At 71.7% G+C, this 24,747-nt stretch carries 22 protein-coding genes; 16 read left to right on the forward strand and 6 right to left on the reverse strand.

Features of this window, described 5'->3' with window-relative positions; genetic code table 11:
- Window positions 1–22: 22 nt before the first annotated feature.
- The 7 genes from gltB (at window position 23) to ACLQ2S_RS11040 (ending at window position 11,733) form a co-directional block, all read left to right on the forward strand.
- Window positions 23–4,738 carry a glutamate synthase large subunit gene (gltB, locus tag ACLQ2S_RS11010; protein WP_375335352.1) on the forward strand — a complete coding sequence of 1,572 codons (4,716 nt, stop codon included), beginning with the start codon at window positions 23–25 and terminating at the stop codon, window positions 4,736–4,738.
- Window positions 4,731–6,233, forward strand: coding sequence for a glutamate synthase subunit beta (locus tag ACLQ2S_RS11015; RefSeq protein ID WP_309223407.1), 1,503 nt, complete (start codon window positions 4,731–4,733; stop codon window positions 6,231–6,233). The genes gltB and ACLQ2S_RS11015 overlap by 8 nt, the downstream gene beginning before the upstream one ends.
- 182 nt (window positions 6,234–6,415) lie before the next feature.
- The gene (locus tag ACLQ2S_RS11020; protein ID WP_155219071.1) at window positions 6,416–7,216 is read left to right on the forward strand and encodes an SGNH/GDSL hydrolase family protein; all 801 of its coding nucleotides are present in this window, start codon (window positions 6,416–6,418) and stop codon (window positions 7,214–7,216) included.
- A 180-nt stretch (window positions 7,217–7,396) separates the two neighbouring features.
- Window positions 7,397–10,003: an FtsK/SpoIIIE domain-containing protein gene (locus ACLQ2S_RS11025; RefSeq protein ID WP_425701626.1), complete on the forward strand. Its 2,607-nt coding sequence runs from the start codon at window positions 7,397–7,399 to the stop codon at window positions 10,001–10,003.
- Window positions 10,004–10,006: 3 nt separating this feature from the next.
- Window positions 10,007–10,882 (forward strand): hypothetical protein, encoded by an 876-nt coding sequence (locus ACLQ2S_RS11030; protein ID WP_309223405.1) that lies wholly within the window; start codon window positions 10,007–10,009, stop codon window positions 10,880–10,882.
- 127 nt (window positions 10,883–11,009) lie between these two features.
- Window positions 11,010–11,273 carry a DUF6244 family protein gene (locus tag ACLQ2S_RS11035; protein ID WP_309223404.1) on the forward strand — a complete coding sequence of 88 codons (264 nt, stop codon included), beginning with the start codon at window positions 11,010–11,012 and terminating at the stop codon, window positions 11,271–11,273.
- 31 nt (window positions 11,274–11,304) lie between these two features.
- Window positions 11,305–11,733 (forward strand): hypothetical protein, encoded by a 429-nt coding sequence (locus tag ACLQ2S_RS11040; protein ID WP_155219069.1) that lies wholly within the window; start codon window positions 11,305–11,307, stop codon window positions 11,731–11,733.
- Between the two features lie 52 nt (window positions 11,734–11,785).
- Here the strand turns inward: ACLQ2S_RS11040 and ACLQ2S_RS11045 are convergent, their stop codons facing one another.
- The 4 genes from ACLQ2S_RS11045 to ACLQ2S_RS11060 all read right to left on the reverse strand — a co-directional run bounded on the left by ACLQ2S_RS11045 (window position 11,786) and on the right by ACLQ2S_RS11060 (window position 14,411).
- Complete coding sequence (locus ACLQ2S_RS11045; protein WP_425701694.1) at window positions 11,786–12,259, reverse strand: RloB family protein; 474 nt, start codon at window positions 12,257–12,259, stop codon at window positions 11,786–11,788.
- Between the two features lie 108 nt (window positions 12,260–12,367).
- On the reverse strand, window positions 12,368–13,681 hold the full coding sequence (locus ACLQ2S_RS11050) for an AAA family ATPase (protein WP_425701627.1): 1,314 nt from the start codon (window positions 13,679–13,681) through the stop codon (window positions 12,368–12,370).
- A gap of 176 nt (window positions 13,682–13,857) precedes the next feature.
- The gene (locus tag ACLQ2S_RS11055; RefSeq protein ID WP_309223403.1) at window positions 13,858–14,112 is read right to left on the reverse strand and encodes a flavin reductase; all 255 of its coding nucleotides are present in this window, start codon (window positions 14,110–14,112) and stop codon (window positions 13,858–13,860) included.
- The gene (locus ACLQ2S_RS11060; RefSeq protein ID WP_425701628.1) at window positions 14,109–14,411 is read right to left on the reverse strand and encodes a hypothetical protein; all 303 of its coding nucleotides are present in this window, start codon (window positions 14,409–14,411) and stop codon (window positions 14,109–14,111) included. The genes ACLQ2S_RS11055 and ACLQ2S_RS11060 overlap by 4 nt, the downstream gene beginning before the upstream one ends.
- 321 nt (window positions 14,412–14,732) lie before the next feature.
- On the opposite strand from ACLQ2S_RS11060, the gene ACLQ2S_RS11065 reads away from it, so the two are divergent.
- The gene (locus tag ACLQ2S_RS11065; protein ID WP_425701629.1) at window positions 14,733–15,479 is read left to right on the forward strand and encodes a helix-turn-helix domain-containing protein; all 747 of its coding nucleotides are present in this window, start codon (window positions 14,733–14,735) and stop codon (window positions 15,477–15,479) included.
- Entirely contained in the window at window positions 15,467–15,661 is a 195-nt protein-coding gene (locus tag ACLQ2S_RS11070) for a DUF397 domain-containing protein (protein ID WP_155219060.1), read from the forward strand. Before ACLQ2S_RS11065 ends, ACLQ2S_RS11070 begins: the two co-directional genes overlap by 13 nt.
- Window positions 15,662–15,682: 21 nt before the next feature.
- Here the strand turns inward: ACLQ2S_RS11070 and ACLQ2S_RS11075 are convergent, their stop codons facing one another.
- Complete coding sequence (locus ACLQ2S_RS11075) at window positions 15,683–16,165, reverse strand: hypothetical protein (RefSeq protein ID WP_425701630.1); 483 nt, start codon at window positions 16,163–16,165, stop codon at window positions 15,683–15,685.
- Window positions 16,166–16,314: 149 nt separating this feature from the next.
- On the opposite strand from ACLQ2S_RS11075, the gene ACLQ2S_RS11080 reads away from it, so the two are divergent.
- The 7 genes from ACLQ2S_RS11080 (at window position 16,315) to ACLQ2S_RS11110 (ending at window position 23,220) form a co-directional block, all read left to right on the forward strand.
- On the forward strand, window positions 16,315–17,124 hold the full coding sequence (locus ACLQ2S_RS11080; RefSeq protein ID WP_155219056.1) for a TerC family protein: 810 nt from the start codon (window positions 16,315–16,317) through the stop codon (window positions 17,122–17,124).
- Between the two features lie 270 nt (window positions 17,125–17,394).
- Window positions 17,395–18,207, forward strand: coding sequence for an esterase/lipase family protein (locus tag ACLQ2S_RS11085; protein ID WP_155219054.1), 813 nt, complete (start codon window positions 17,395–17,397; stop codon window positions 18,205–18,207).
- A 403-nt stretch (window positions 18,208–18,610) separates the two neighbouring features.
- Window positions 18,611–18,976 (forward strand): YciI family protein, encoded by a 366-nt coding sequence (locus ACLQ2S_RS11090; protein ID WP_155219052.1) that lies wholly within the window; start codon window positions 18,611–18,613, stop codon window positions 18,974–18,976.
- A gap of 240 nt (window positions 18,977–19,216) precedes the next feature.
- Complete coding sequence (gene pyk / locus ACLQ2S_RS11095; RefSeq protein WP_155219050.1) at window positions 19,217–20,665, forward strand: pyruvate kinase; 1,449 nt, start codon at window positions 19,217–19,219, stop codon at window positions 20,663–20,665.
- Window positions 20,662–21,543, forward strand: coding sequence for an acyl-CoA thioesterase (locus ACLQ2S_RS11100; RefSeq protein ID WP_425701631.1), 882 nt, complete (start codon window positions 20,662–20,664; stop codon window positions 21,541–21,543). Before pyk ends, ACLQ2S_RS11100 begins: the two co-directional genes overlap by 4 nt.
- Before the next feature lie 72 nt (window positions 21,544–21,615).
- Window positions 21,616–22,077 carry an RrF2 family transcriptional regulator gene (locus ACLQ2S_RS11105; RefSeq protein WP_155218556.1) on the forward strand — a complete coding sequence of 154 codons (462 nt, stop codon included), beginning with the start codon at window positions 21,616–21,618 and terminating at the stop codon, window positions 22,075–22,077.
- Window positions 22,078–22,218: 141 nt separating this feature from the next.
- On the forward strand, window positions 22,219–23,220 hold the full coding sequence (locus ACLQ2S_RS11110) for a sulfite exporter TauE/SafE family protein (protein WP_309223354.1): 1,002 nt from the start codon (window positions 22,219–22,221) through the stop codon (window positions 23,218–23,220).
- Window positions 23,221–23,262: 42 nt separating this feature from the next.
- Here ACLQ2S_RS11110 and ACLQ2S_RS11115 read toward each other — a convergent pair whose 3' ends face one another.
- Entirely contained in the window at window positions 23,263–24,699 is a 1,437-nt protein-coding gene (locus ACLQ2S_RS11115; protein ID WP_425701632.1) for a pyridoxal-dependent decarboxylase, read from the reverse strand.
- Between the last annotated feature and the right edge of the window lie 48 nt (window positions 24,700–24,747).

A 24,747-nucleotide genomic window follows, 5' to 3' on the forward strand; every position in this document is an offset into this window, starting at 1 on the left:
CTGAGCGACGACAGGAGGCCCGGTGGCCCTTGCGTACCCACACCGCCCCCAGCCGGCGCTGCGAGAAGGCCAGGTAGCGTCCCCTGCCGGCCTCCACGACCCCGCGTACGAGCATGACGCGTGCGGCGTGGCCTTCGTGGCGGATCTGCACGGCCGGCGCTCGCACACGGTGGTCGCCAACGGCCTCGGTGCGCTGTGCCGACTGGACCACCGTGGTGCCCGAGGCGCGGAACCGAACACCGGTGACGGCGCCGGCATCATGATCCAGGTGCCGGACGCGTTCCTACGCGCGGTGGTCGAGTTCCCGTTGCCTCCGGCCGGCGAGTACGCCACCGGTCTGGTCTTCCTGCCTGACGACGACGCCGACGAGGCCCGCGCCCGGCAGGTGGTCGAGAAGTACGCCCTCGTCGAGGGGGCAGAGGTGCTCGGCTGGCGGGACGTCCCGGTCGACCCGAGCGACCTCGGCGAGACGGCCCTGGCGGCGATGCCCCGGGTCCGACAGGTCTTCCTCGCCGCGAAGCGGCTGACCGACACCCCGAACGGCCCGGCCGGTGCCCCGCTGCGCGGCATCGAGCTGGAGCGGGTCGCCTTCTGCGTCCGCAAGCAGGCCGAGCGCGAGTCCGCCGAGCGGAAGGTGCCCGCCTACTTCCCGTCGCTGTCCGGCCGGACCATGGTCTACAAGGGGATGCTCACCCCGGACCAGTTGCCCGCGTTCTACCCGGACCTCACCGACGAGCGGGTGGACAGCGCCATCGCGCTGGTCCACTCCCGCTTCTCCACCAACACCTTCCCGTCCTGGCCGCTGGCGCATCCGTACCGCTTCATCGCCCACAACGGCGAGATCAACACCATTCGGGGCAACCGGAACTGGATGCAGGCCCGCGAGGCGCTGCTGCGTACCCCGGAGCTGCCCGGCAACATCCGGCGGGTCTTCCCGATCTGCACCCCGGCGGCCTCCGACTCGGCGAACTTCGACGAGGTCCTCGAACTGCTGCACCTGGCCGGGCGTAGCCTGCCGCACGCGGTGCTGATGATGATCCCCGAGGCGTGGGAGAACGACCCCGACATGCGCGCCGACAAGCGCGCGTTCTACCGGTTCCACGCCAGCCTGATGGAGCCGTGGGACGGCCCGGCCTCGGTCGCGTTCACCGACGGCGAGATCGTCGGTGCGGTGCTCGACCGCAACGGGCTGCGTCCGGGCCGCTGGTGGCAGACCGCCGACGGGCTGGTGGTGCTGGGCAGCGAGGCGGGTGTGCTCGACCTCGACCCGGCCACCGTGGTGGCCAAGGGCCGACTCCAGCCGGGGAAGATGTTCCTGGTCGACACCGTCGCCGGCCGGATCGTGCACGACGACGAGATCAAGACCGAACTGGCCGCCGCCGAGCCGTACGCCGACTGGCTGCACGCCGGGCTGATCGAGCTGGACGACCTGCCGGCCCGCGAGCACGTCGTCTACACCCACGACTCGGTACGCCGCCGCCAGCAGACCTTCGGCTACACCGAGGAGGAGCTGAAGATCCTGCTCGCGCCGATGGCGCGGACCGGCGCGGAGCCGATCGGTTCGATGGGCACCGACACCCCGATCGCCCCGCTGTCCACCCGGCCACGGCTGCTCTACGACTACTTCCATCAGCTGTTCGCCCAGGTCACCAACCCTCCGCTGGACGCCATCCGGGAGGAGTTGGTGACCAGTCTGGCCACCACCATCGGCCCGGAGGGCAACCTGCTCGATCCCGGCCCGGCGAGCTGTCGGCAGATCGTGCTGCCCTACCCGGTGATCGACAACGACGAGCTGGCGAAGATCCTCTGCATCGACGAGGACGGTGACCTGCCCGGGTTCAAGGCGGTGCGGGTCTCCGGGCTCTACCGCATCCGGGACGGCGGGGCCGGGATCAAGGCCCGGCTGACCGAGATCTGCCGGCACGTCTCCGAGGCGATCGAGGACGGCGTACGGATCCTGGTGCTCTCCGACCGGGACTCCAACGCCGACCTGGCCCCGATCCCGTCGCTGCTGCTCACCGCGGCCGTGCACCAACACCTGGTACGGGAGCAGACCCGTACCCAGGTCGCGCTGATCGTCGAGTCGGGCGACTGCCGCGAGGTGCACCACGCGGCGGTGCTGATCGGCTACGGCGCCGCCGCGGTCAACCCGTACCTCGCCTTCGAGTCGGTCGAGGACATGATCTCCACGGGGGCGCTGGTCGGCGTCGAGCCGAAGACGGCGATCCGCAACTACGTCAAGGCGCTCGGCAAGGGCGTCCTGAAGATCATGTCCAAGATGGGCATCTCGACGGTGTCGTCGTACTGCGGCGCGCAGGTTTTCGAGGCGGTCGGGCTGCACACCCGACTGGTCGAGCGGTACTTCCGGGGCACCCCGAGCACCATCAGCGGCGTCGGGCTCGACGGCATCCACAGCGAGATCGCCGCCCGGCACGCGCTGGCCTGGCCGGCGCCCGGCGCCGAGTCGGTCAGCCTGCTGCCGGTCGGCGGCGAGTACCAGTGGCGGCGCGAGGGCGAACTGCACCTGTTCAACCCGGAGACGGTGTTCCTGCTCCAGCACGCCACCCGCAGTCGGCAGTACGACGTCTTCCGGCAGTACACCGCCAAGGTCGACGAGTTGGCGGCCCGGGCGGGCTCGCTGCGCGGGCTGTTCCAGCTGCGTGCCGGGGTGCTGCCGCCGGTGCCGATCGAGGAGGTGGAGCCGGCCAGCGAGATCGTCAAGCGGTTCGCCACCGGCGCCATGTCGTACGGGTCGATCTCGGCCGAGTCGCACGAGACCCTGGCCATCGCGATGAACCGGCTCGGCGGCAAGTCCAACACCGGCGAGGGCGGGGAGGACGTCGAGCGGCTGCACGACCCGGCTCGCCGTTCCGCGGTCAAGCAGATCGCCAGCGGCCGGTTCGGGGTCACCAGCGAGTACCTCGTCAACGCCGACGACCTTCAGATCAAGATGGCGCAGGGGGCCAAGCCCGGTGAGGGTGGGCAGCTGCCCGGCAACAAGGTCTGGCCGTGGATCGCGCGTACCCGCCACGCCACCCCCGGCGTCGGCCTGATCTCGCCGCCGCCGCACCACGACATCTACTCCATCGAAGACCTGGCCCAGCTGGTGCACGACCTCAAGTGCGTCAACCCGGCCGCCCGGGTGCACGTGAAGCTGGTCAGCGAGGTCGGCGTCGGCACCGTCGCCGCCGGGGTGGCCAAGCTCAAGGCCGACGTCATCCTGATCTCCGGCCATGACGGCGGCACCGGCGCGTCCCCGCTGAACTCGCTCAAGCACGCGGGTACGCCCTGGGAGTTGGGCCTGGCCGAGGCGCAGCAGACGCTGCTGCTCAACAAGCTGCGGGACCGGGTCACCGTGCAGGTCGACGGGCAGCTCAAGACCGGCCGGGACGTGGTCGTCGCGGCGCTGCTCGGCGCGGAGGAGTTCGGCTTCGCCACCGCTCCGCTGATCGTCTCCGGTTGCGTCATGATGCGCGTCTGTCACCTGGACACCTGTCCGGTGGGCATCGCCACCCAGAACCCGGTGCTGCGGGAGCGTTACACCGGCAAGCCCGAGTTCGTGGAGAACTTCTTCCTGTTCCTCGCCGAGGAGATCCGCGGCTACCTGGCCGAGCTGGGCCTGCGCAGCATCGACGAGGCGATCGGGCGTACCGAGCTGCTCGACGTCGCACCGGCGGTCGAGCACTGGAAGGCCACCGGGCTCGACCTCAGCCGGGTACTGCACCTGCCGGAGCTGCCCGAGGGGGCGGCCCGTCGGGGCGTACGCGCTCAGGACCACGGCCTTGAGCAGGCGTTGGACAACGAGCTGATCGCACTGGCCGAGCCGGCGTTGCGGGCCACCGGCCCGGACGCGTCGGTCCCGCTGGTGCGGGCCGAGGTGGCGATCCGCAACGAGCACCGCAGCGTCGGCGCGATGCTCGGCGGCGAGGTCACCCGTCGCCACGGCGGCGCGGGTCTGCCCACCGACACCATCGAGTTCACCCTGCGCGGCACCGCCGGGCAGTCCTTCGGCGCGTTCCTGCCGCGCGGGGTCACACTGCGCCTGCACGGCGACGCCAACGACTACGTCGGCAAGGGACTCTCCGGTGGCCGGTTGGTCGTCCGACCGGACGCGGCGGCGCCGTTCGTGTCCGGCGACGCCGACTCGGGTAGCCGCGCCGAGGACCAGATCATCGCCGGGAACACCATCCTGTACGGCGCGACCGACGGTGAGGTCTTCCTGCGGGGCCGGGTGGGTGAGCGGTTCGCGGTCCGCAACTCGGGCGCGGTGGCGGTCGTCGAGGGCGTCGGCGACCACGGCTGCGAGTACATGACCGGCGGCACCGTGGTGGTGCTCGGCCCGACCGGTCGCAACTTCGCCGCCGGCATGTCCGGCGGGACGGCGTTCGTCTGGAAGCTGGACCGCCGCCGGGTCAACACCGAACTGGTCGACCTGTCCGCACCGAGCGAGGCGGAACGGACCCGCCTGCACGAGCTGGTGCAGCGGCACTTCGCCGAGACCGACTCGGCGATCGCCGAACAGCTGCTCAAGCGTTGGCCGGAGGCGGTGGAGGAGTTCACCGCCGTGGTTCCCCGGGACTACCGCCGGGTGATGGAGATCATGCGGGCCGCCGAAGCCGCCGGCCAGGACGTCGACGACGCGGTGATGAGCGCGCTGGCGGCCCCGCCGCCCGCCGGTTCGTCCGCGCCGGTCTCGCCCGCTCAGCGGGCGGTCGCCCAGGAGGTGGCTCGTGCCTGACCCGAACGGTTTTCTGCGCTACAACCGGCAGTTGCCGGCCCGTCGGCCCGTGCCGGTGCGCATCAGCGACTGGCGGGAGGTCTACCCGCCGGCCGGTGAGGGACTCATCCGCGAGCAGGCCACCCGCTGCATGGACTGCGGCATCCCGTTCTGCCACGACGGTTGCCCGCTGGGCAACCGCATCCCGGACTGGAATGACCTGGTCCGCACCGGCAACTGGGACGCGGCGGTGGAGTCGCTGCACGCCACCAACAACTTCCCCGAGTTCACCGGCCGACTCTGTCCGGCACCCTGCGAGGCCGCGTGCGTGCTCGGCATCGCCGGGGGTGCCCCGGTGACCATCAAGCAGGTCGAGGTGGAGATCGCCGACGCGGCCGGGGCCCGGGGGTTGACACCCCGCCCGGCGGCGGCGCCCTCCGGCCGGTCGGTCGCCGTGATCGGCTCCGGCCCGGCCGGGTTGGCCGCCGCGCAGCAGCTGGCCCGCGCGGGTCACGCGGTGACCGTGTACGAGCGCGACGACGCGATCGGTGGCCTGCTGCGGTACGGCATCCCCGACTTCAAGCTGGAGAAGCGGCACATCGACGCGCGGCTGGCGCAGCTACGTGCCGAGGGGGTCGTCTTCCGGACCGGGGTGAACGTCGGAGTCGACGTCACCGCCGAGCAGTTGCGTGCCCAGCACGACGCGGTGTTGTTGGCCTGCGGCGCGTTGCAGGGCCGGGACACCGACACGCCGGGTCGGCAGCTGCGCGGCGTACACCAGGCGATGGAGCATCTGGTGGCCGCCAACCGGGTGGTCGCGGCGGCGGGCGAGGGGCGGCCCGCGTTGGCCACCCTGCCGGACGGTACGCCGATCGACGCGGCTGGCAAGCACGTGGTCATCATCGGCGGTGGCGACACCGCCGCGGACTGCCTGGGTGTGGCCCACCGGCAGGGCGCGGCCGGGGTGTACCAGCTCGATCTGTATCCGCAGCCGCCCCGGGCTCGCGACGAGAGCCGCGACCCGTGGCCGACGTGGCCGTGGATCCTGCGCGAGTACCCGGCCCACGAGGAGGGTGGCGAGCGGGTCTTCGCGGTGGCGGTGCAGGAGTTCGTCGACGACGGCACCGGCGCGGTGCGGGCGGTGCGGATCGCCGAGGTGAGTGTGACCAAGCGGGACGGTCAGCGGATCATCACGGCTATACCGGGCACCGAGCGGGAGCTGCCCGCCGACCTGGTGCTGCTGGCGATCGGTTTCGAGGGCACCGAGGAGCAGCCGTTGCTGGCGCAGTTCGGGGTGGCCCGTAACGCGCGGGGTGCGGTCGACTCCCGGGCCGACTGGCAGACCGAGGCCGACGGGGTCTTCGTCGCCGGTGACATGCACCGGGGCGCGTCGCTGATCGTCTGGGCGATCGCCGAGGGGCGGGCCGCCGCTGCGGCTATCCACACCTACCTCAATGGCGTCGGGGCACTGCCGGCCCCGGTGCACCCCGCCGCCCACCCCCTCACCGCCCACTGAGGTGTAAGGAAGGGCCCCCTGTTATCGCCTGGCGTATAGCAGGGGGCCCTTCCTAACAGGGGTGTCGGTCGGCGCTATTCACTTCATGCAGATGTTTCGATAGCATTACCGACCAGTAACAACCCCTTGGCCACGCGCGCGGTTCTCGGGCTCCACCACCACCCCCATGTGGAAGGTCCGTCATGTCATACCGTCCGCTGGCCCGCGCCCTGACCGCGCTGGTCGCCATCGTCACCGCCGCTGCCGGCGCGCTGGCCGTCCCCGGCGTCGCCCAGGCAGCCGCCCCGATCCACTATGTCGCCCTCGGCGACTCGTACTCCTCCGGCGTCGGCGCCGGACCGTACGACCTGTCCACCTGCCTGCGCAGCCAGAAGTCGTACGCCCCGCTGTGGGCCGCCGCCAACAACGTGGCCAGCTTCCGGTTCCCCGCCTGCGGCGGCGCGGTCACCGCCGACGTGCTCAACAACCAACTGAGCGCGCTCAGCAGCACCACCACCCTGGTCACCATCACCATCGGCGGCAACGACGCCGGTTTCGCCAGCGTGATGACCGACTGCCGGTTCGGCAGCACCTCCAGCTGCACCAACGCGGTCAACGCCGCCAAGGCGTTCGCCACCAGCACGCTGCCGGCCCGGCTGGACCGCACCTATGCCGCCATCCGGGAGCGGGCCCCCAACGCCCGGCTGATCGTGCTCGGCTACCCACGGTTGTTCGAGACCAACTACTGCGGGCTGCTGGCCATGAGCACCCAGAAGCGCACCCTGCTCAACGAGGCCGCCGACGTGCTCGCCACGGTGACCGCCGACCGGGCCGCCGCGGCCGGTGCCACCTTCGCCGACACCCGACCCACCTTCGCCGGCCACGGTGTCTGCGGCGCCCAGCCGTGGATCCGGGACGTCACCGGGGTCATCGAGGCGTACCACCCGAACGCCGACGGCTACCGCTACGGCTTCCTGCCGGCACTCAACGCGGTCACCGGCTGACCGCGCGGGCGGCCGACGGTCCCCGCCGGACCGTCGGCCGCCGCGCGTCCGGTCACCGCCTCACCGATCGCGTCGGTCACGACACGACGGCCGACACGTCCGGTTCGGACTGTGCCGGTGTCGCCGCCGTCCGTTAGGGTTTCTGCGACCAGGCGGCGCTCGGCGGTGAAGGGCAGGGGTGTGGGCAGGCTCGCGTCGGCGTACGAGCAGGCGGTCGCCGCACACCGGGCCGCCCGCGCACACCTCGAATCCGCCCGCACCGCACTGCGCGCCACCCCCGCGTCGAACCCGTCGATCGACACCGACCTGCTGGCCCGGCTGTCCCGGGTCGGTTCCGCACTGGCCACCCCCACCCCGGGCACCCCGCTGACCCGCCGACCCGTTCCGGTCCGCGTCGGCGAGGCCGTGACCGCCGGTGGTGGCTTCCCGGTCCTGCTGCCGCTCGGCGCCGGGCACCACCTGGCGATCGACGGCGACGCCCGTCACCCGGTGGTCGCCGGGCTGCTGCGGGCCCTGGTGCTGCGGCTGGTGGCCACCGCCGAGCCCGGAGGCGTCCGGGTCGCCGCGCTGGACACCGCCGCCCTCGGCGCCACCTTCGGTCCACTGCGACCACTGCTCGACGCCAGCGTCGTCGAGCAGCCGGCCACCACCGACGCCGAGGTCACCGCAGTACTCGACGCCGCCGAACGCCATGCCCGTGCCGCCCGCGAGGCCGACCGGCCCGACCAGGACCTGCTCGTGGTGGTCGCCGCGGCCATCCCCTCGCCCCGCGATGCGGCCCGGCTGGCGGCGCTCACCCACGCCGGTCCGGCCGCCGCCGTCTGCGTGCTGCTCGCTGGCTGGCCGCCCACCGGGCCGGGCGAGTCCGCCCCGACGCTGGGCGCCACCACCGCGCTACGGCTGACCGACGGGTACGCCCGGGTCGGCGACCCGCCGGACGCGCCGTTCAGCGCCGACGGCAGCGGTCTGGCCGCTCCGGTGGTCCTCGACGGCGATCCGCCACCGGCCTCCGTCGCCGCGCTCGCCGCCCACCTGGGCGAGACCGCCCGGCGCAGCCAGACGGTCGGCTTCGCCGACCTGCTCCCCGGGCAGCGGTGGACCGACTCGGCTCGCGCGGGCCTGCGCACCGTCGTGGGCCGCGCCGGGCGCGACCCGTTCCCGATGGCCTTCGACGACGCCACCCCGCACTGGCTGGTCGGTGGGCGTACCGGCGCGGGCAAGACGGTCTTCCTCCTCGACGTCCTGTACGGCCTGGCCGCGCGCTACTCGCCGGCCGAGTTGCAGCTCTACCTCCTCGACTTCAAGGAGGGGGTCAGTTTCACCGAGTTCGTGCCCACCGAGCGCGACCCGTCGTGGCTGCCGCACGCCCGCGCCGTCGGCATCGAGAGCGACCGGGAGTACGGCGTGGCGGTGCTGCGGGAACTGCGCCGCGAGCTGAATCGGCGGGCCACCGCACTGAAGCGGCACGGCGTCACCAAGCTGGCCGACCTGCCCGCCGACACCCCGGTACCCCGGATCGTCGCCGTGATCGACGAGTTCCACGTGCTGCTCGCGGGCAACGACCCGCTGGCCCGCGAGTCGGTCGACCTGCTGGAGGAGTTGGCCCGCAAGGGCCGCTCGTACGGCGTACACCTGGTGTTGGCCAGCCAGAGCATGACCGGCATCGAGGCGCTGTACGGCCGTGCCGAAGCGGTCTTCGGGCAGTTCGCCCTGCGGGTGGCGCTGGCCGGTGGCGGGGGAGTGCTCGACCAGCTCAACGACGCCGCGGCGACCCTGCCGGTCGGCTCGGCGGTGGTGAACACCGCCGCCGGTGCGCCCGGCGCGAACACCGTGATCCGCTTCCCCGACGCGCACGCCGCCTCCGACGAGTTGACCCGGCTGCGCCACCAGCTGTGGCAGGCCCGCCCGGCGAACGGCCGCCCACCGTCGGTGTTCCGGGGCTACGACACCGCCCGCCTGGAGGACGACGCCACCTTCACCGGGTTGCGTCCCGGTGGTCGGCGTCCCCTGGCCCTGGTCGGCCGGACGGTCGACGTGGACGGCACCACCGCGCTGTTCATCATGGACACCGCGCCGGGTCGGCACCTGGCGGTGGTCGGCACCTCGCCCGCCGGGGCCGAGGTGCTGCGGGCAGCCGCCCTGAGCCTGGCCCGCCAGCATCAGCCGGGCGAGGTCACCTTCCAGCTCGCCGCCCTGGTGGCCGCCGCCGACCCGGCAGCCGACGACACGGCGGCCACGCTGGCCGACGCCGGGCACCGGGTGCAACGCCTCGACGCCGCCGCGCTACGCGACCGGATCAGCGGCCTCGCCGCCGCGCTGACCGGCGCGCATCGGTCCGCTGACACGCCGTCGGGCGACACCACGCCGGGAGCACCGCCAGCGAGCCCGGACGGTGGGCCGGTCGCGCGTAGCTACCTGGTGGTGTTCGGGATGGACGCCGCCGCCGGTCTGCTCGCCGCGAGTGACCCCGGCACGTTCCGCTCCGGCCACGACGACCTGCGGGTGGTGCTGCGTCAGGGGCCCGGCCACGGGGTGCACCTGCTCGGTTGGTGGCGTGGCCTGCGTCGGCTCGCCGACGACCTCGGCGGTACGCAGAACCGCGACGACGTGGCGTGTCTGGTCGCGCTGAACGTGCCGGGCGCGGATCTCGGCCTGCACCTCGGCGTGCACGACCTCGCGTACACCCCCCGCGCGGATCGGGCACTGTTGATCGACCGGCACGACCAGCGGGTCCGGCTGATCGTGCCGTTCGCCCGCGACGAGCACCCCTCCGACGGGCAGGAGTGAGGCGTGTCCACCTTCGACGAGTACGCGGCGTTGGCCCGTCACCTCGCCGCCCAGCAGCGCGCCGGGGAGCAGGGTGCCGCGGCGGCGGCCGAACGGCAGCGGGATCTGAGTGCCGCCGTGGAGTACCTCGACCGGCGGCTGGTGGCCCAGGGGCAGCGCCTCGACCACCTCGGCCGCACCATCGGCATCGCTTCCGGTGGTGGCCCGACGTCGACGGCCGCCACACCCGGCGGGCCCCTGCCCGGCGGGCCTGCCCCGGTGTCCGGGCCGCCCGGTGGGCGTCCGGGGCAGCCGCGTATTGGTTGGGAACCGGGGACGGGGTCGGACGGCGGCGCAGCCGCCGCCCCGGGGCGGCCGGGTGTCGGGGCGTACTCCCAGGTGGGTGTGGGGGAGTCGGACCGGGCGTTGCCGGTGGCGGTGAGCGCGACGGCGGCGGGGGTCCCGGCCCCGCGTGCGGGCGAGGCGGACCCGGCGACGGAGCTGGAGTTGGCCCGGCGCTGGGCCGACGAGGCCGACCGGCACGCGCAGCAGGCCGAGTTGCTCGCCCAGCAGCCGGCGCTGCTGCCGACGTGGTCGTCGCGGGCCCGAGCGCTCGCGGTCTACGCCGGAGCCGCCGGTGTCGGGGTGCTGTTGTTGCTGATCCTGACGGTCGGCTGGAGCCTCGGCGTGGTCGGGTTGGGTACCCTGCTCGCCTGGATGCTCGCCGGCCTGCCTGCCATGGCGTTGATCGGCGGCTGGCTGGTGCTCGGCCGCTGGGGGCGGCCCGCCGTCGGCGCCAGCACCCCGCCGCGCCATCCGGTCCTGGGTTTCCTGGTCTGTTTCCTCGCGGTTCCCCTGGCCTTCTGCGGCTACCTGCTGCTCATCCGGACCATGCGCTGACCCCACTCTCGGCGGTGCGCGACGCTCACGTGGTCGCGGTGCGGGTATGGATCTCGTACGCTCCTGTGTGGTCGCCGCTGCTGCGGAGGCCGCGACGCCGGGTGTGATCCGATCGTGGGGAGGGCGTGTGAGCGCAGCGGAGATGATCGCCAGGCTGGCGGCGGCGGCACAGAAGCTGGACGAGGCGAAGGCGAAGACGGCGGCGGCGGCCCAGGACGCGGCCGAGGCACGTCAACTCGTCGCCGGAGCCCTCCAGGGCGTCGCCGCCGGGCCGCTGATCGGCATGATCGACTCGTATCGGCAGGCGCTCTCGCAGGCCGCTCAGGGGCACGAGCCCGCCCGGCAACACGTCCAGGAGACGATCGCCAAGGTACGCGCGCTGGGCAACTGATCAGAATCGATTGCGGTCGAGGTGACGGCAGATGAGCGACGAGACGCGTGCCGGCGGCACGCTCGACGGCTTCCACATCGGGCAGGTGCCGGTCGGCGTCGGCGACGAGGTGTCCGACTTCGACAACGAGTGGGATGACGTACGCTTCACCAGCCGCTTCTGGGAGCGGCAGACGCCCGACGGGTACCAGGTGGACCTACGGGTGCACGTGCTGCGCGGAGACCGGCTGATCGACCTCGACGCGCTGCACGCCTTCCTCGCCGAATACCACGAGCAGGATCCGGCACAGTGGCAACTCACCGAGTTCCAGCACGGCGACAGCCCCGGTCTGACCGATGACGTTCAGGCGTTCTGGCTGGTCGAACCCGGCGTCGCGGTCAACGTGTTGACCACCCCGGACTTCGGCGACTCGCTCCTGCCCACCGCCCTCTCGATCCAGGCGGCAGCAGATTCGGCCTGACACGCCGCGTACGACCGTGTGACATTGCCTCCCGCTGGTTCGGGCGTCCACCTCACCGCTGTAGGGCGGCGACAAGTTCCCCGACCGAGGTGAAGGGATTACCGGCGGGCGGCGGTTCGAGTCGCGCTGCCCGCTGGCACGCGTCGGTGACGCCGCTGCGGAAGTTGTCGAAGTCGAGCAGGGTCTTGTCCCAGTGGGGAAGGTACTTTCGGAGCAGATCCCGGGCCTTCTTGGCGTCCTCGACATAGCCGGCGTGGTGGCACAGGTGGAGCAGCAGCCACACCTCGAAGCACGGGTTGGACCAGGCTAGCCGTACCCCCGAACGCTGTGCCTCAGCCGAGGCCGCCTCGGGCAGGTAGTGGTCGACGTCGCACACGGCCCATGCCTCGTCGTAGTCGTTGTCCCGCTGTCGGCGGTGGGCGCCGCGTACCAGTTCGATGGGGGAGCCGCGTTCGACGGCGACCGCCACTCTGGCGCTGATCCACGGCTCCCTCTTCAACGCGTCGAAGTAGGCGGTTCGGTGGATTCACCGTTCGTGGCGATCAACACGGTTCGCCGCTGTTCCCGGGTGGCTGGCCGTCTGCGCAGGTCGGTTTCCCGTCGGCCGGTGCCGGATGTGCGGGTTCTCGGTTGTTCAGGACGTCGGGGCGTCATCCATGTCTCCGCGAGTGGCGAGTGCCTGCTCGAACAGGTGGTTGGACAGGTCTGGCACCGCGCCGTAGTTGCCGTTGAGGTAGCGGCGCTGGCGGTTCTCGCCCTCCTTGCGGGGTTTGAAGTCGGTCAGCGGGTAGAGCGAGGACGCCCCCTGGTCGTCCTTCTCCACGAACCAGATCTCGTCGCGGCGCAGGATCTCCTCGGCGTCGATGGTGCCGAGGAGTGCGGCGTCGTGGCTGGTGAAGATGAGTTGACTGCCCAAGGGGTTGACTCTCGGGTTGCGGAACAGGCTGATGAGTTTGGCGGTCAGGATCGGGTGCAGGCTGGCGTCGATCTCGTCGATCAACATGGTGGCGCCACTGCGGAGCATCGCGGCGGTGTGCAGCCCCAGGGTGAGCACTTGTCGGGTGCCGCTCGACTGGTCCTGAAGGTCGAGTAGCGCGGTGCCGGTGGGGCCTCGATGTGCGAAGTGGATCCGGGGAGGACGCATCGAGGCAACCGCAGCCTTCAGCCGTTGCCTGAGCGTGCCCGGTGCGGATTGCTCCTCGGGGTGCGGGTCGGCGTGGACGACGATGTCGACGATGCCCACGTCGGCGGCCTGCAAGAGGTCGACCACGAGTCGCCGCACCTGCTCGGCGTCCGAACCGCCGGCACGCGTCAGGGCGGCCAGTCCGGAGACGGGATCCGTACGCTGGCTCATCAGGTAGAACCATCGATAGGTGTCGTGCAGCGGTTGTGGGTCCGCCGGATCCAACTCCGGGCGGCTGTGGCCGAAACGGGCGACGGTGCTGAGGAAGAGAGCGGTCGGGGCGGTGATCTCGGCGATCTGCTCCAAGGGCCGCCGACCCGACTCCTCGCCCCAGGCGAACTCGTCTCCCTCCCGTTCGAAGATGCGACGCCTACGACCCAGTGGGTAGTGGTAGAGCCATTCGTCGAGCACCCGATCGTCGTCGATGGTGAATCCGTAGGTATGCCGTACTCCGCCGAGCATGAGGTCCACGACGTAGCGCGACGGCTGCCTGGCGATATCGGGATCCAACCGGAACGGCTCTCGGGAGAGCCCCACCCCGGGCTCGACCGCCCGGTCTGATTCCACGACCATCTGTCGCATGAACCCTAGGGCGCCCAGACAGTTGGACTTGCCGGAGGCGTTGGCTCCGAAGATGCCGACGACCTGTACCGCCTGCGGGGCCGGCTCGCCCGCCTCGGTGCCATCGCCGTAGACGGGCGTGAGGTTGAGTTGATGTTCGTCGCGGAACGAACGATGATTGGCGAAGCGGAAACTCAGCAGCATTGGCGGTATGCCTCTACACGTTAGGCGGCTACAAGCCCATCCTTGCGAGTAAACCACGAGGAAGCCGGTCAAGCCCTCCGTCGAAGGAGTCTGTCGGCACGCCGTTGGCCGGAAGGTGCGCTGGACCCGCCCCGGGCGCGGCAGGGGGAATTACCGGCGGCCCGGGGCGGGTGGCTTCAGCGGGATCGGACCGGAACCCAGTCGGTGAAGCGTCGGTGCAGGTCCGGCAGGCGAGTGCCGGGGTGCAGGCGGGCGAGTTGTTCGATGGCCTCCTCGCGCAGGGTCACCAGGTAGACCATGAGCCCCGGGATGTTGTCCCGGTATTCCGCGAGTAGGCGCAGCTTCGCCGGGGAGCAGGGCCAGGCGATGCCGCACGCCCGGCAGCGCCACGTCGGGCGGGACGGTACGTGCTCGCGGGCGGTCACGTTCACCGGTCGACCCGGGCCGGGTGGTGTCGCGATGAGGTACGGGGTGCGGCCGTCTTCGGGCGGTGGCGTTCGGCCGAGGGTGCCGGGTTACGGCGGGTGGCCTCCGGCGGTGGTACGGGGCTCATCCCGGCGGGCCGGACGTAGAGTTCGCGGTGGTCGATGGCGTCGCCTCGGGCGTCGAGTTGGTAGACCTCGACCCAGGCCCAGCCGTCGTAGGTGATCAGGTCCGTGCGTTCCCGGATCACCCGTACCGTGATCGGCCTGCCGAACTGCGGCGAGGCGTCGCGGGTGAGCACGTACACCCCGGGGGTGATCCGAGGGGTGCCGTCCTCGCGTGCGCCTCGGGTCGCAGCAGGACGACCGCGCCATCGTGACGCCGGGAGGCCGTTCACGGGTTTTGGTACGGGCACAGCGCATCCTTCGTCACCTGGGCTTCGTGGAGGTGGGCCGCCCTGTGAGGTGCTCGCCCGCCAGGGCGGCCCGGCGGCAAGCGGAGCGAGCGAAAGGGGGGATCGCGACTCGCGCTCACCGACTGAGAAGTACTGTGCCGAGGGTTGCGAACCAGTAACACCGCGTAGGAGTTTGTAGGTCAGACATTCTGGACGATCGCCATTGGGAGAGGGATGAACCGGGCTGTTCAGATTGCGATGGTGGAGGCAGGACAGACGGCCGACACCCTCGCGGCGCAGGTAGGGGTGGATCCGAAGACTGTCGCGAGGTGGGTGAGCCAGGATCGGGTGCCGCAGACCCGGCACCGCGCCCGGGTCGCGGAGCTGCTGGGCCGGGACATGGAGGATCTCTGGCCGGGCGCGCATCGACGGCGTGAGCCCGCCTGGTTCCTGCCCTGGACCCAGCTGGAGCGGGAGGCCATCGGACTGCGGTGGTACGAATCAGCAGTGATCCCGGGCCTGCTACAGACCGAGGCGTACGCGCGTGCGGTGCTGGCCTGCGGTCCGCTGGTCGCCGACGCCGAGAGGCATGTCGCCATCCGGCTGGAGCGGCAGGTGGCGGTCTTCGAGCGGGCCCGGCCGCCCCTTGCGGTCTTCGTGATCGACGAGGCCGCGCTGCGCCGAGGCGCGCCGGAGATCATGGGGCCGCAGCTCGACCACCTGATCGAGATGGCACGGCGGCCGAACCTCATGGTGCACGTGCTGCCACTGGCCGCCGGGCTGCACCCGGGTCAGGCCGGGCCGTTCGTGATCGCCACGACCGGGGACGGCGAGGACGTCGGCTACCTCGATGACCAGGCGCAGGGCCGGGTCACGAACGAGGTTGCTCCACTCTGGGCGGTGTGGGATACCGTGAGGTCGGTGGCGCTTCCGCGTGACCAGTCCATCGACTTCCTGAGAGCGCGAGCATGGCTGACCTGACCGGCGCCCACTGGCGCAAGAGCACTCGCAGCAGCTCCAACGGCGGCGCCTGTGTCGAGGTCGCCGACAACCTGCCGGGGGTCATCGGCGTACGCGATTCGAAGGATCCGACCGGCCCGGCGCTGGCCTTCTCTCCGGCCGCCTGGCGGGCCTTCGTCACCCGCCTCTCCGCCACCTCCTGACCGCCCGATCGGCGCGGACGGTCACGACGTCGGCGTCTCGCGTTGCTGTTGGGTGACGTCCAGCAGGTGACACCGGACGATCGCTCGGCAGGAGGTGGCCATGAGCAGCCCGAGGCCAACGGCCATGAGCGGGATTCCGGCCTCGAACGGCAGCTCCGCCACGTAGTCCAGCGCGCTCCGCTCGCCGATCATGGCGAAGCTCGCCGCGACCACCGCCAACGCGGTGACCAGGGTGCCGATGGCGGCCACCATCGCGGCCATCGCCGCCGCCACCGAGGTTTGGGCCCACAGCGCGGCCAAGGCGGCCAGCAGCAGCCACGCGAAGGTGAGCAGCGTCCAGCCGCCACCGCTGCTCAGTGACGCGTACTCCCAGCCGGAGAAGGACCACTGGTAGCGGCGGCCCTTGCGGAACCAGGGCATCAGGTAACCGACGAGGATGAGCAGGGTGGACATGAGCATGCCGACGTCGACTGAGAACAGTGGGTCGCGCTTCGCCGTGGACATGAGCCTCCCTCGTCGCTGTTCAGGAGCACAGCATCCTATGGTGCGGGCGGGCCCGTCACACCGAGGGTGACGTGGTGGGTCATCATGATGCGGATCAGTCGATGGCCCGGGTGTCGACCCGGCGGCAGGTCGTGAGAGTCGAGGATGGCATGGAGTTCTTGACCAGTCCCGAGCTGTGGATCGCCTTCGCGACCCTGCTCCTGCTCGAGATCGTGTTGGGCATCGACAACGTCGTGTTCATCTCGATCCTGTCCGGTCGGCTGCCCGAGCACCAGCAGGCCCGGGCCCGGACGATCGGCATCTCACTCGCCCTGATCACCCGTCTGATGCTGCTGGCGTCGTTGTCCTGGATCATCGGCCTGACCGCACCGCTGTTCACCGTGCTGGGGCAGGAGATATCCGGTCGCGATCTGATCCTGTTGCTCGGCGGGATCTTCCTGGTGGGTAAGGCGACATACGAGATACACGAGCATCTGGAGGGCCCCGACCACGCCCGCGAGGGCGGCAAGGTGATCTCCTTCGGCGCGGTCATCGCGCAGATCCTGGTGCTGGACGTGGTCTTCTCGCTCGACTCCGTGATCACCGCGGTCGGCATGGTCGACGAACTCGCCATCATGGTCGCCGCCGTGATCATCGCGATGATCATCATGTTGGTGTCGGCCGGTGCGGTCAGCAGGTTCGTCAACCAGCACCCGACGGTCAAGATGTTGGCGCTGTCGTTCCTGCTGCTCATCGGGGCGAGCCTGATCGCGGAGAGCTTCGACCAGCACATTCCGAAGGGCTACGTGTACGGCCCGATCGCGTTCTCCATCTTCGTGGAGGTTCTCAACCTGCGGGTCCGCGCGCGGCAGCGCCGCCAGCAGGAGCGCCAGCCGGTGCAGCTGCGTCCGACGTACGTGAAGGACGGGTCGTCCCGTCCCGACACGGAGTCCGAGCCGGAGGTGACCCCGGCCGGCTGAGCCGGAGGTGACGCTGGCCGGCTGAGCCGCGCCGAGCCCGACGCCGCACGCACCGTCCCGGTGTGTGCGGCGTTCCTCGTTCGTGGACGGCCGCGGCGGCGACGTCCGGCCAAGTGGCCGTCATTCACGCCCTCGCCAAATGTCTGCTACCCGCGCGTAACTTTTCATTGACGTTTCTAGATCGTGGCCCGCATTATCTAGTGCACGGTCGATCGGACACCCCACCGCCTCCACCCGGCAACCCCGGGATCCCCCTTGGGAGGTGCAGCGATGCTGCTCCGAAAGGCTGTCCCCGTCCTGGCTCTCACCCTCGCCGCCGTCCTGTCGGCCCCGGCTGCCGCCGGGGCCGCACCCACCCAGCCCGCCGGTCCCGGCGGGACCGTCGACGTCACCGCCACCGATGACGGCCTGCGCGCGTCGGCCGCGGCCAACCCGGTCATCGTGGTCGGTGGGCTCAGCAGCATCGCCGCCCTCTACGAACCGCTCGCCGCCCGGCTGCGCGCCGACGGCTACCGGGCCTCGATCTACCAACTGCCCCATCTCGGGCTCGGCGACATCGCCGCCTCCGCCGCCGGGCTGCGCGGGTACGTCGAACAGGTCCGCTCCGCCACCGGGGCCGCCAAGGTCGACCTGGTCGCACACTCCGAAGGTGGCCTGGTCAGCCGCTACTACATCAAGAACCTCGGTGGCGGCGGTACGGTCGACCGCTACGTCAGCCTGGGCACCCCGCAGTACGGCACGTACGTCGCCAACATCGCGACGTTCCTCGGTCTGGGCAGCTGTGCCGGAGTGGTCGCCTGCCAGCAGATGACCATCGGCTCGTCGTTCCTCACCGCCCTCAACGCGGGCGACGACACCCCCGGGGCGGTGCGCTGGACCACGGTGCGGACCTGGCAGGACGAACTGGTCCGACCGGTCGACAACGCGATGCTGGCCGACGGGGCGACCAACGTCCTGATCCAGTCCCGGTGCCCGCTGCGCGTGGTCGGCCACCTCGGCCTGGTCATCGACGGCACCACCTACACCGTCATCCGGCAGGCCCTGCGCGACGCCGCGATCCAGCCGAACTGTCTCGCCCTGTGACCCACCCGACCATCGGTCGGCAGGCAGCGACGTCCCGACGTCGCTGCCTGCCCCGTCGGGCGGTCGGCCCCGCGTCAGCTCCGAGCCGCCCAGTCGGCTTGGTGCTGGTGCTCCGGAGGCCCACCTGTTACCTCTGAGCGGGACAGTGCCTCGTCGGTGACCTCCGCGTACGGCAGTGGCTCGCCCGCCGGTTCGCGACCCTGCACCGATGCACCCCCCGCCGTCGGCCCTACGCATCGACCACACGGTAGCGGCCGACCGCCCGGCGGTCACCCGGCGCACCGCGCCCGGTACGGCGGCGACGGGATCGGCGGAGCGCCCGTGCGACCGGGCGGTCCGTGGGAGGCTGGACGGTACCGCCGCACGCACCGCCAGGCGTCGGCGGGCGGCGGAGAGGGTGGTCATGTCGAAAGAGCCGCAGGTCGACTTCGCGCTCGACACGTACGAATGCATCGTGCTGTATCCGGGGGCCGCCGGGCGGGCGCTGCCGGCCGAGACCATCCAGCGGTTGCAGGCCGAGCACGCCGCACACATGCAGGCGTTGCAGCGCCGGGGGATCATCCTGGTGGCCGGTGCGGTGGACGGCACCGCCCGGGTGCCGGACCCGCCGCTCGGCTTCGGACTGGCCCGCACCGGTTCGGTCGACGACGTGCGCAGCGTGATGGAGGCGGACCCGGCGGTGCAGGCCGGCCTCTACCGGGTGGACGTGATGACCTTCCTCTGTCCGGCGGGCTCGCTGGAGTTTCCGCTGGTCAAGACGGAGAGCTGAGCGGTCCGGCGGCTGGCCCACCATGTCATCGGACACTCACCGACAGTGGTCGAACCGGAGCGCCCCGACACGCACTGGCGTCAGGGGCGTACCATTCCGGCGCGCGGTCGCCGTTGCCCGCCATCGACGTCCGGAGCGTCCACGCTCGCCGGCTGCGCGCGTGAGCCGCGCCGTTGGACGACTGTTCCGCATAGCGCAAGGGGTCGGCCGGTGGTCCGACCTGGAGGAGAGACTAGCCTGATGGGCGTGACACGCCGCGCGAAGATCGTCTGCACTCTTGGCCCCGCCACCTCGTCGCCCGAGCGTATCCGCGGGCTCGTCGAAGCCGGTATGAACGTGGCGAGGCTCAACTTCAGTCACGGTAGCCACGCCGACCACGAGGCGGTCTACCGGCTCGTCCGGGAGGCGGCCGAGGCGGCGGGTCAGCCGGTGGCGATCCTGGCCGACCTCCAGGGGCCGAAGATCCGGTTGGGTCGGTTCGCCGACGGGCCACACGAGTGGCGTACCGGCGACTCGGTGGTGATCACCGGTGACGACATCCTGGGCACCAAGGAGCGGGTCTCCTGCACCTACCGCAAGCTTCCGCAGGAGGTCAAGCCCGGCGACCGGCTGCTGATCGACGACGGCCGGGTCGCCGTCGAGGTCACCGACGTCACCGGCAACGACATCCGGGTGCTGGTCACCGAGGGTGGACCGGTCAGCAACAACAAGGGTGTCTCGCTGCCCAACGTGGCGGTCAGCGTGCCGGCCCTGTCCGAGAAGGACGCCGCCGACCTGCGCTTCGCGCTCGGTCTCGGTGTCGACCTGGTCGCCCTGTCGTTCGTCCGCTCCGCCGACGACATCAAGCTCTGCCACGCGATCATGAGCGAGGTCGGCGTGCACCGCCCGGTGCTGGCCAAGGTCGAGAAGCCGGAGGCGGTCGACCACCTCGAAGCGATCGTGCTGGCCTTCGACGGTGTCATGGTGGCCCGTGGTGACCTGGGCGTGGAGCTGCCGCTCGACGAGGTGCCGCTGGTGCAGAAGCGCGCGGTGCAGCTGTGCCGGGAGAACGCCAAGCCGGTCATCGTGGCCACCCAGATGCTCGACTCGATGATCGAGAACTCGCGGCCGACCCGCGCCGAGGCGTCCGACGTCGCCAACGCGGTGCTCGACGGCGCCGACGCCGTGATGCTCTCCGGGGAGACCAGCGTCGGGAAGTACCCGGTGCTCACCGTCAGCACCATGTCCAAGATCGTCACCACCACCGAGGCCGGGTCCATCCGGGTGCCGCGCCTGCAGCACGACCCGCGTACGCACGGCGGCGCGCTCACCGTGGCCGCCTCCTCGATCGCGCGGGCCATCGGCGCGACGGCGCTGGTCGCGTTCTCGCAGACCGGTGACACCGTGCGCCGGCTCAGCCGACTGCACTGTGACCTGCCGCTGCTGGCCTTCACCCCGGTGCCCGAGGTGCGTGCGCAGCTCGCCCTCTCCTGGGGGGTGGAGACCTTCCTGATGCCGTTCGTGCAGCACACCGACGACATGTTCCGCCAGGTCGACCAGGCGCTGCTCGGGCTGAACCGGGGCAACCCCGGCGACCTCGTGGTGATCGTGGCGGGCAGCCCGCCCGGCACCCCCGGCTCCACCAACACCCTGCGGGTGCACCAGCTCGGATCGCTGGTCGACGCCGCGTCGGCACGGGCCCTGCAATGACCGGTGGCTCGCTCGTCGGTCAGGCCGCCGTAGACCAGTTGCTGGAGGTCCTGGACCTCGCACCGACCGGGGACATGTCGTTCCAGGGGATGAGCCCGCCGGTCGGGCCGCAACGGGTGTACGGCGGTCAGGTCGCCGGCCAGGCGCTGGTCGCCGCCGGACGCACCGTCAGCCCGGAGCGCGTGGTGCACTCCCTGCACGGCTACTTCGTGCGGGCCGGCGACCCGAGCGAGCCGATCGACTACGAGGTGGAGAACATCCGCGACGGCCGCTCGTTCTCGGTGCGTCGCTCGGTCGCCCGCCAACACGGCAAGACGATCTTCTTCATGTCCGCCTCGTTCCAGCGGCAGGAGGAGGGGCTGGACCACCACGCCCCCCTCCCACCCGACGTGCCGGGGCCGGAGTCGGTGCCGACCATGGCCGACCGGCTCGCCCGGTACCCGGAGCGGCTGGGCATCTGGGGGCAGATTCCCCGACCGATCGACGTCCGCTACGTCGGCGAACCCGGTTGGGTGCGGCCGGGTGACCGGCCCGCCGACCCGCACCAGCGGGTGTGGATGCGCATCGACGGCAAGCTGCCCGACGATCCGCTGCTGCACGCCTGCGCCCTGACGTACGCCTCCGACCTGACCCTGCTCGACTCGGTGCTGTCGGTGCACGGCGAGGTGTGGGGGCCGGGCGGAGTGGTGGGCGCGAGTCTGGACCACGCCCTGTGGTTCCACCGGTCCTTCCGGGCCGACGAGTGGTTCCTCTACGACTGTTGGAGCCCGTCGGCCTCCGGGGCGCGTGGGCTGGCCACCGGCCGGATGTTCACCGTCGACGGCAGCCACATCGCCAGCGCCGTGCAGGAGGGCCTGCTCCGCCGCGTCGGCGAGTAGCGACCTGGATCTTCGTCACTGGCGGTGGGCCGCCGGTCAGTGCCCGGATGCGCGACCGATAACCTGTCCGGCATGCGTCTCTCAGCCCGGGTGGACTACGCCCTACGAGCGGTCGCCGAACTGGCCTCGGTGACCGGGGCTGGACGGGGTCGCCCGGTCACCGCCGACCAGATCGCGCGGGCCCAGCAGATCCCGCCGAAGTTCCTGGAGAGCATCCTGCTGCAACTGCGCCGGGGTGGCGTGGTGCAGGCCCAGCGCGGGCCCGAGGGCGGCTACTGGTTGGCCCGGCCGGCGGAGGAGATCTCCCTCGCCGAGGTGATCCGGGTGATCGACGGGCCGCTGGCCCACATCCGGGGCCAACGGCCCGAGAATCTCGGATACGAGGGCGCGGCCCGCGCCCTCCAGGAGGTCTGGATCGCGTTGCGCGCCAGCGAGCGGCAGATCCTCGAACTGGTCACCGTCGCCGACGTGGCCCGGGGCACCCTGCCCGAGCCGGTGACCGAGCTGGTCGCCGACCCTGGCGCCTGGACCTGACCGACTCCGCATCCGCCGACGACCGTCACCGCAGGGTCGCGGTGTGTCGTCTCACTGACTGATCGCAGGCTTGACCGGCCGCCGATCCATGCCGCATTGTCGACCAAGTTGATAGGAGTTACCGCTTAGTCGGGAGGCGCCGTGCGCAAGCTGCTCGTCATCGCACTGGTGGGGCTGGCCGCGCAACTGGTCGACGGTTCGCTCGGCATGGCGTACGGGCTGACCTCCTCGACGCTGTTGCTGCTGGCCGGTGTCGCACCGGCGGCGGCCTCCGCGTCGGTGCACCTGGCCGAGATCGGCACCACGCTCGCCGCAGGCGCGGCACACTGGCGCTTCGGCAACGTCGACTGGCGGGTGGTACGCCGCATCGCGATACCCGGCGCGCTCGGCTCCTTCGCCGGTGCCACCTTCCTCAGCGCCCTCTCCACCGAGTCGGCCGCGCCGTGGATGGCCGCGATCCTGTTCACCCTCGGGGCGTACCTGCTCGTCCGGTTCTCCCGGCCGCTGCGCCGCAACCCGGCCGCCGGCCGGCTGCGCGGGCGTTTCCTCGGCCCGCTCGGCCTCGTCGCCGGCTTCGTCGACGCCACCGGCGGGGGCGGATGGGGCCCGGTGGCCACGCCCGCCCTGCTGGTCAGCGGCCGGATGGAACCCCGCAAGGTGATCGGCTCGGTGGACACCTCCGAGTTCGTCGTCGCCTCCGCCGCGAGCCTCGGCTTCCTCATCGGCCTGGGCACCGAGGGATTCCTGCTGCCGATCGTGCTGGCGCTGCTCGCCGGTGGCCTGATCGCCGCACCGGTCGCCGCCTGGCTGGTGCGCATCGTCCCGGCCCAACTGCTCGGCGCGGCGGTCGGCGGCGTGATCGTGCTGACCAACGCCCGTGTCCTGATGCGCGCCGGTGACCTGGACGGCCGCCTCCCGGTGCTCGTCTACCTGCTGCTGGGCGTCGGCTGGCTCACGGCCCTGGCGCTGGCGATCCGGGTGCTGCGGCGCACCCGCCGCGAGCGGGCCGCCCTCGCCGCCCGGTCCGTCGACCCGGCCCCGTCGACCGCCGGGGCCGCCGTTGTCACGCAGCCGGAGCCCGCCGACGCCGAACCCGTCGGCGCCGGTTCGGCGACCGGCCCCCACCCGGGCGCCGACCGCTGATCCCCGACGCCACGCCCCGCACCACCTGAGGGCAGGGCGGGCTCAGCTCTCCCGGGACAGGGTCGCCGCCGCGCGTGAGATCACCTCCCATGCCTCGTCGATGTGCTCCTGCGTGGTCTGCGGCGCGCCGACGGCCAGGCGGAGCGTGTGCCGCCCGGCGACCCGAGTGTGGGTCAGGAACACCCGGCCGGAGGCGTTCACCGCCGCCAGCAGGCGTTCGTTCGGCCCGTCCGCGCCCCGCAACCGGAAACAGACCAGGGCGTACGGGTGCTCGGCGACCAGTTCGAAGCGGTCGTCGGCGCGGACCCGGTCGGCGAAACCGGCGGCCAGCGCCACGCCTCGCCGAATGTGCTCGCGCAGCCCCTCGACGCCGTACCAGCGCAGCACGAACCACAGCTTCAAGGCCCGGAACCGCCGACCCAGCGGCACCTGCCAGTCCCGGTAGTCGATCACCGCGCCGGATTCGGTGGCCGTGTTGCGCAGGTACTCCGGCAACACGCTCAACGCCTCGACCAGCTCGGCGGCGTCGGCGACCCAGAAGGCGTCGCAGTCGAAGCCGGTGAGCAGCCACTTGTGCGGATCGAAACAGTAGGAGTCGGCGTACTCCAGACCGGCATGGCCGAAACGCAACTCCGGGCAGACCGCCGCGGCACCCGCGTACGCGGCGTCGACGTGCAGGAAGACACCCAGCTCGGCGCAGATCGGGCCGATCTCCGGCAGCGGGTCGACCGCCGTGGTGGAGGTGGTGCCGACGGTCGCCACCACCAGGGCGGGCACCACCCCGGCGGCGCGGTCCGCCTCGATCGCGGCGCGCAGCGCCGTCGGCGACATCGCCAGGCTCACCGGATCCACCTCGATCAGGCGGATCCCGTCGGCACCGAGACCGGCGATCCGGACGGCCTTCTCCACCGACGAGTGCGCCTCGGCCGAGGCGTACACCCGGTAGCGGCGGTCGACGCCGGCCTGACGCCACCGCCCACCGGCGGCCCGGTGCAGCGCGACCAGGGTGGCGACCAGCGTCGCCGAGGAGGCCGAGTCCTGGATGACGCCGCCACCGCCGCCGGTGGACCGGAACCGCGTCGGCAGGTCCAACAGGTCGGCCAACCAGTCGAGCAGCACCGTCTCCAGCTCGGTGCAGGCCGGACCGGTGGCCCACATCATGCCCTGCACGCCCAGCCCGGCGCTGACCAGGTCACCGAGCACGCTGGGGCCCGAGGTGTTGGCCGGGAAGAACCCGAAGAAGCCCGGATGCTGCCAGTGGGTGAGCCCGGGTACGACCAGCCGGTCCAGGTCGGCGAGGACCGCCTCGACCGGCTCGCCGGTCACCGGTGGGCCGGTGGGCAGGCGGGCAGCCACCGAGCCGGGTGGGTCCGCGGAGGTCACCGGGCGTCGGGGGAGCGTCGCCCAGTAGTCGGCGATCCAGTCGACCACGGCGTGCCCGGCCTGGCGGAACTCCTCGGGGGTCATGTGCGCTGCCACCCGGCGAGTGGATCAAGAAGGTCGACCGGGAAGCAAGCCCACGGGTCG

It is taken from the genome of Micromonospora sp. DT48 (genome assembly GCF_049844495.1).
Lineage (GTDB): Bacteria > Actinomycetota > Actinomycetes > Mycobacteriales > Micromonosporaceae > Micromonospora.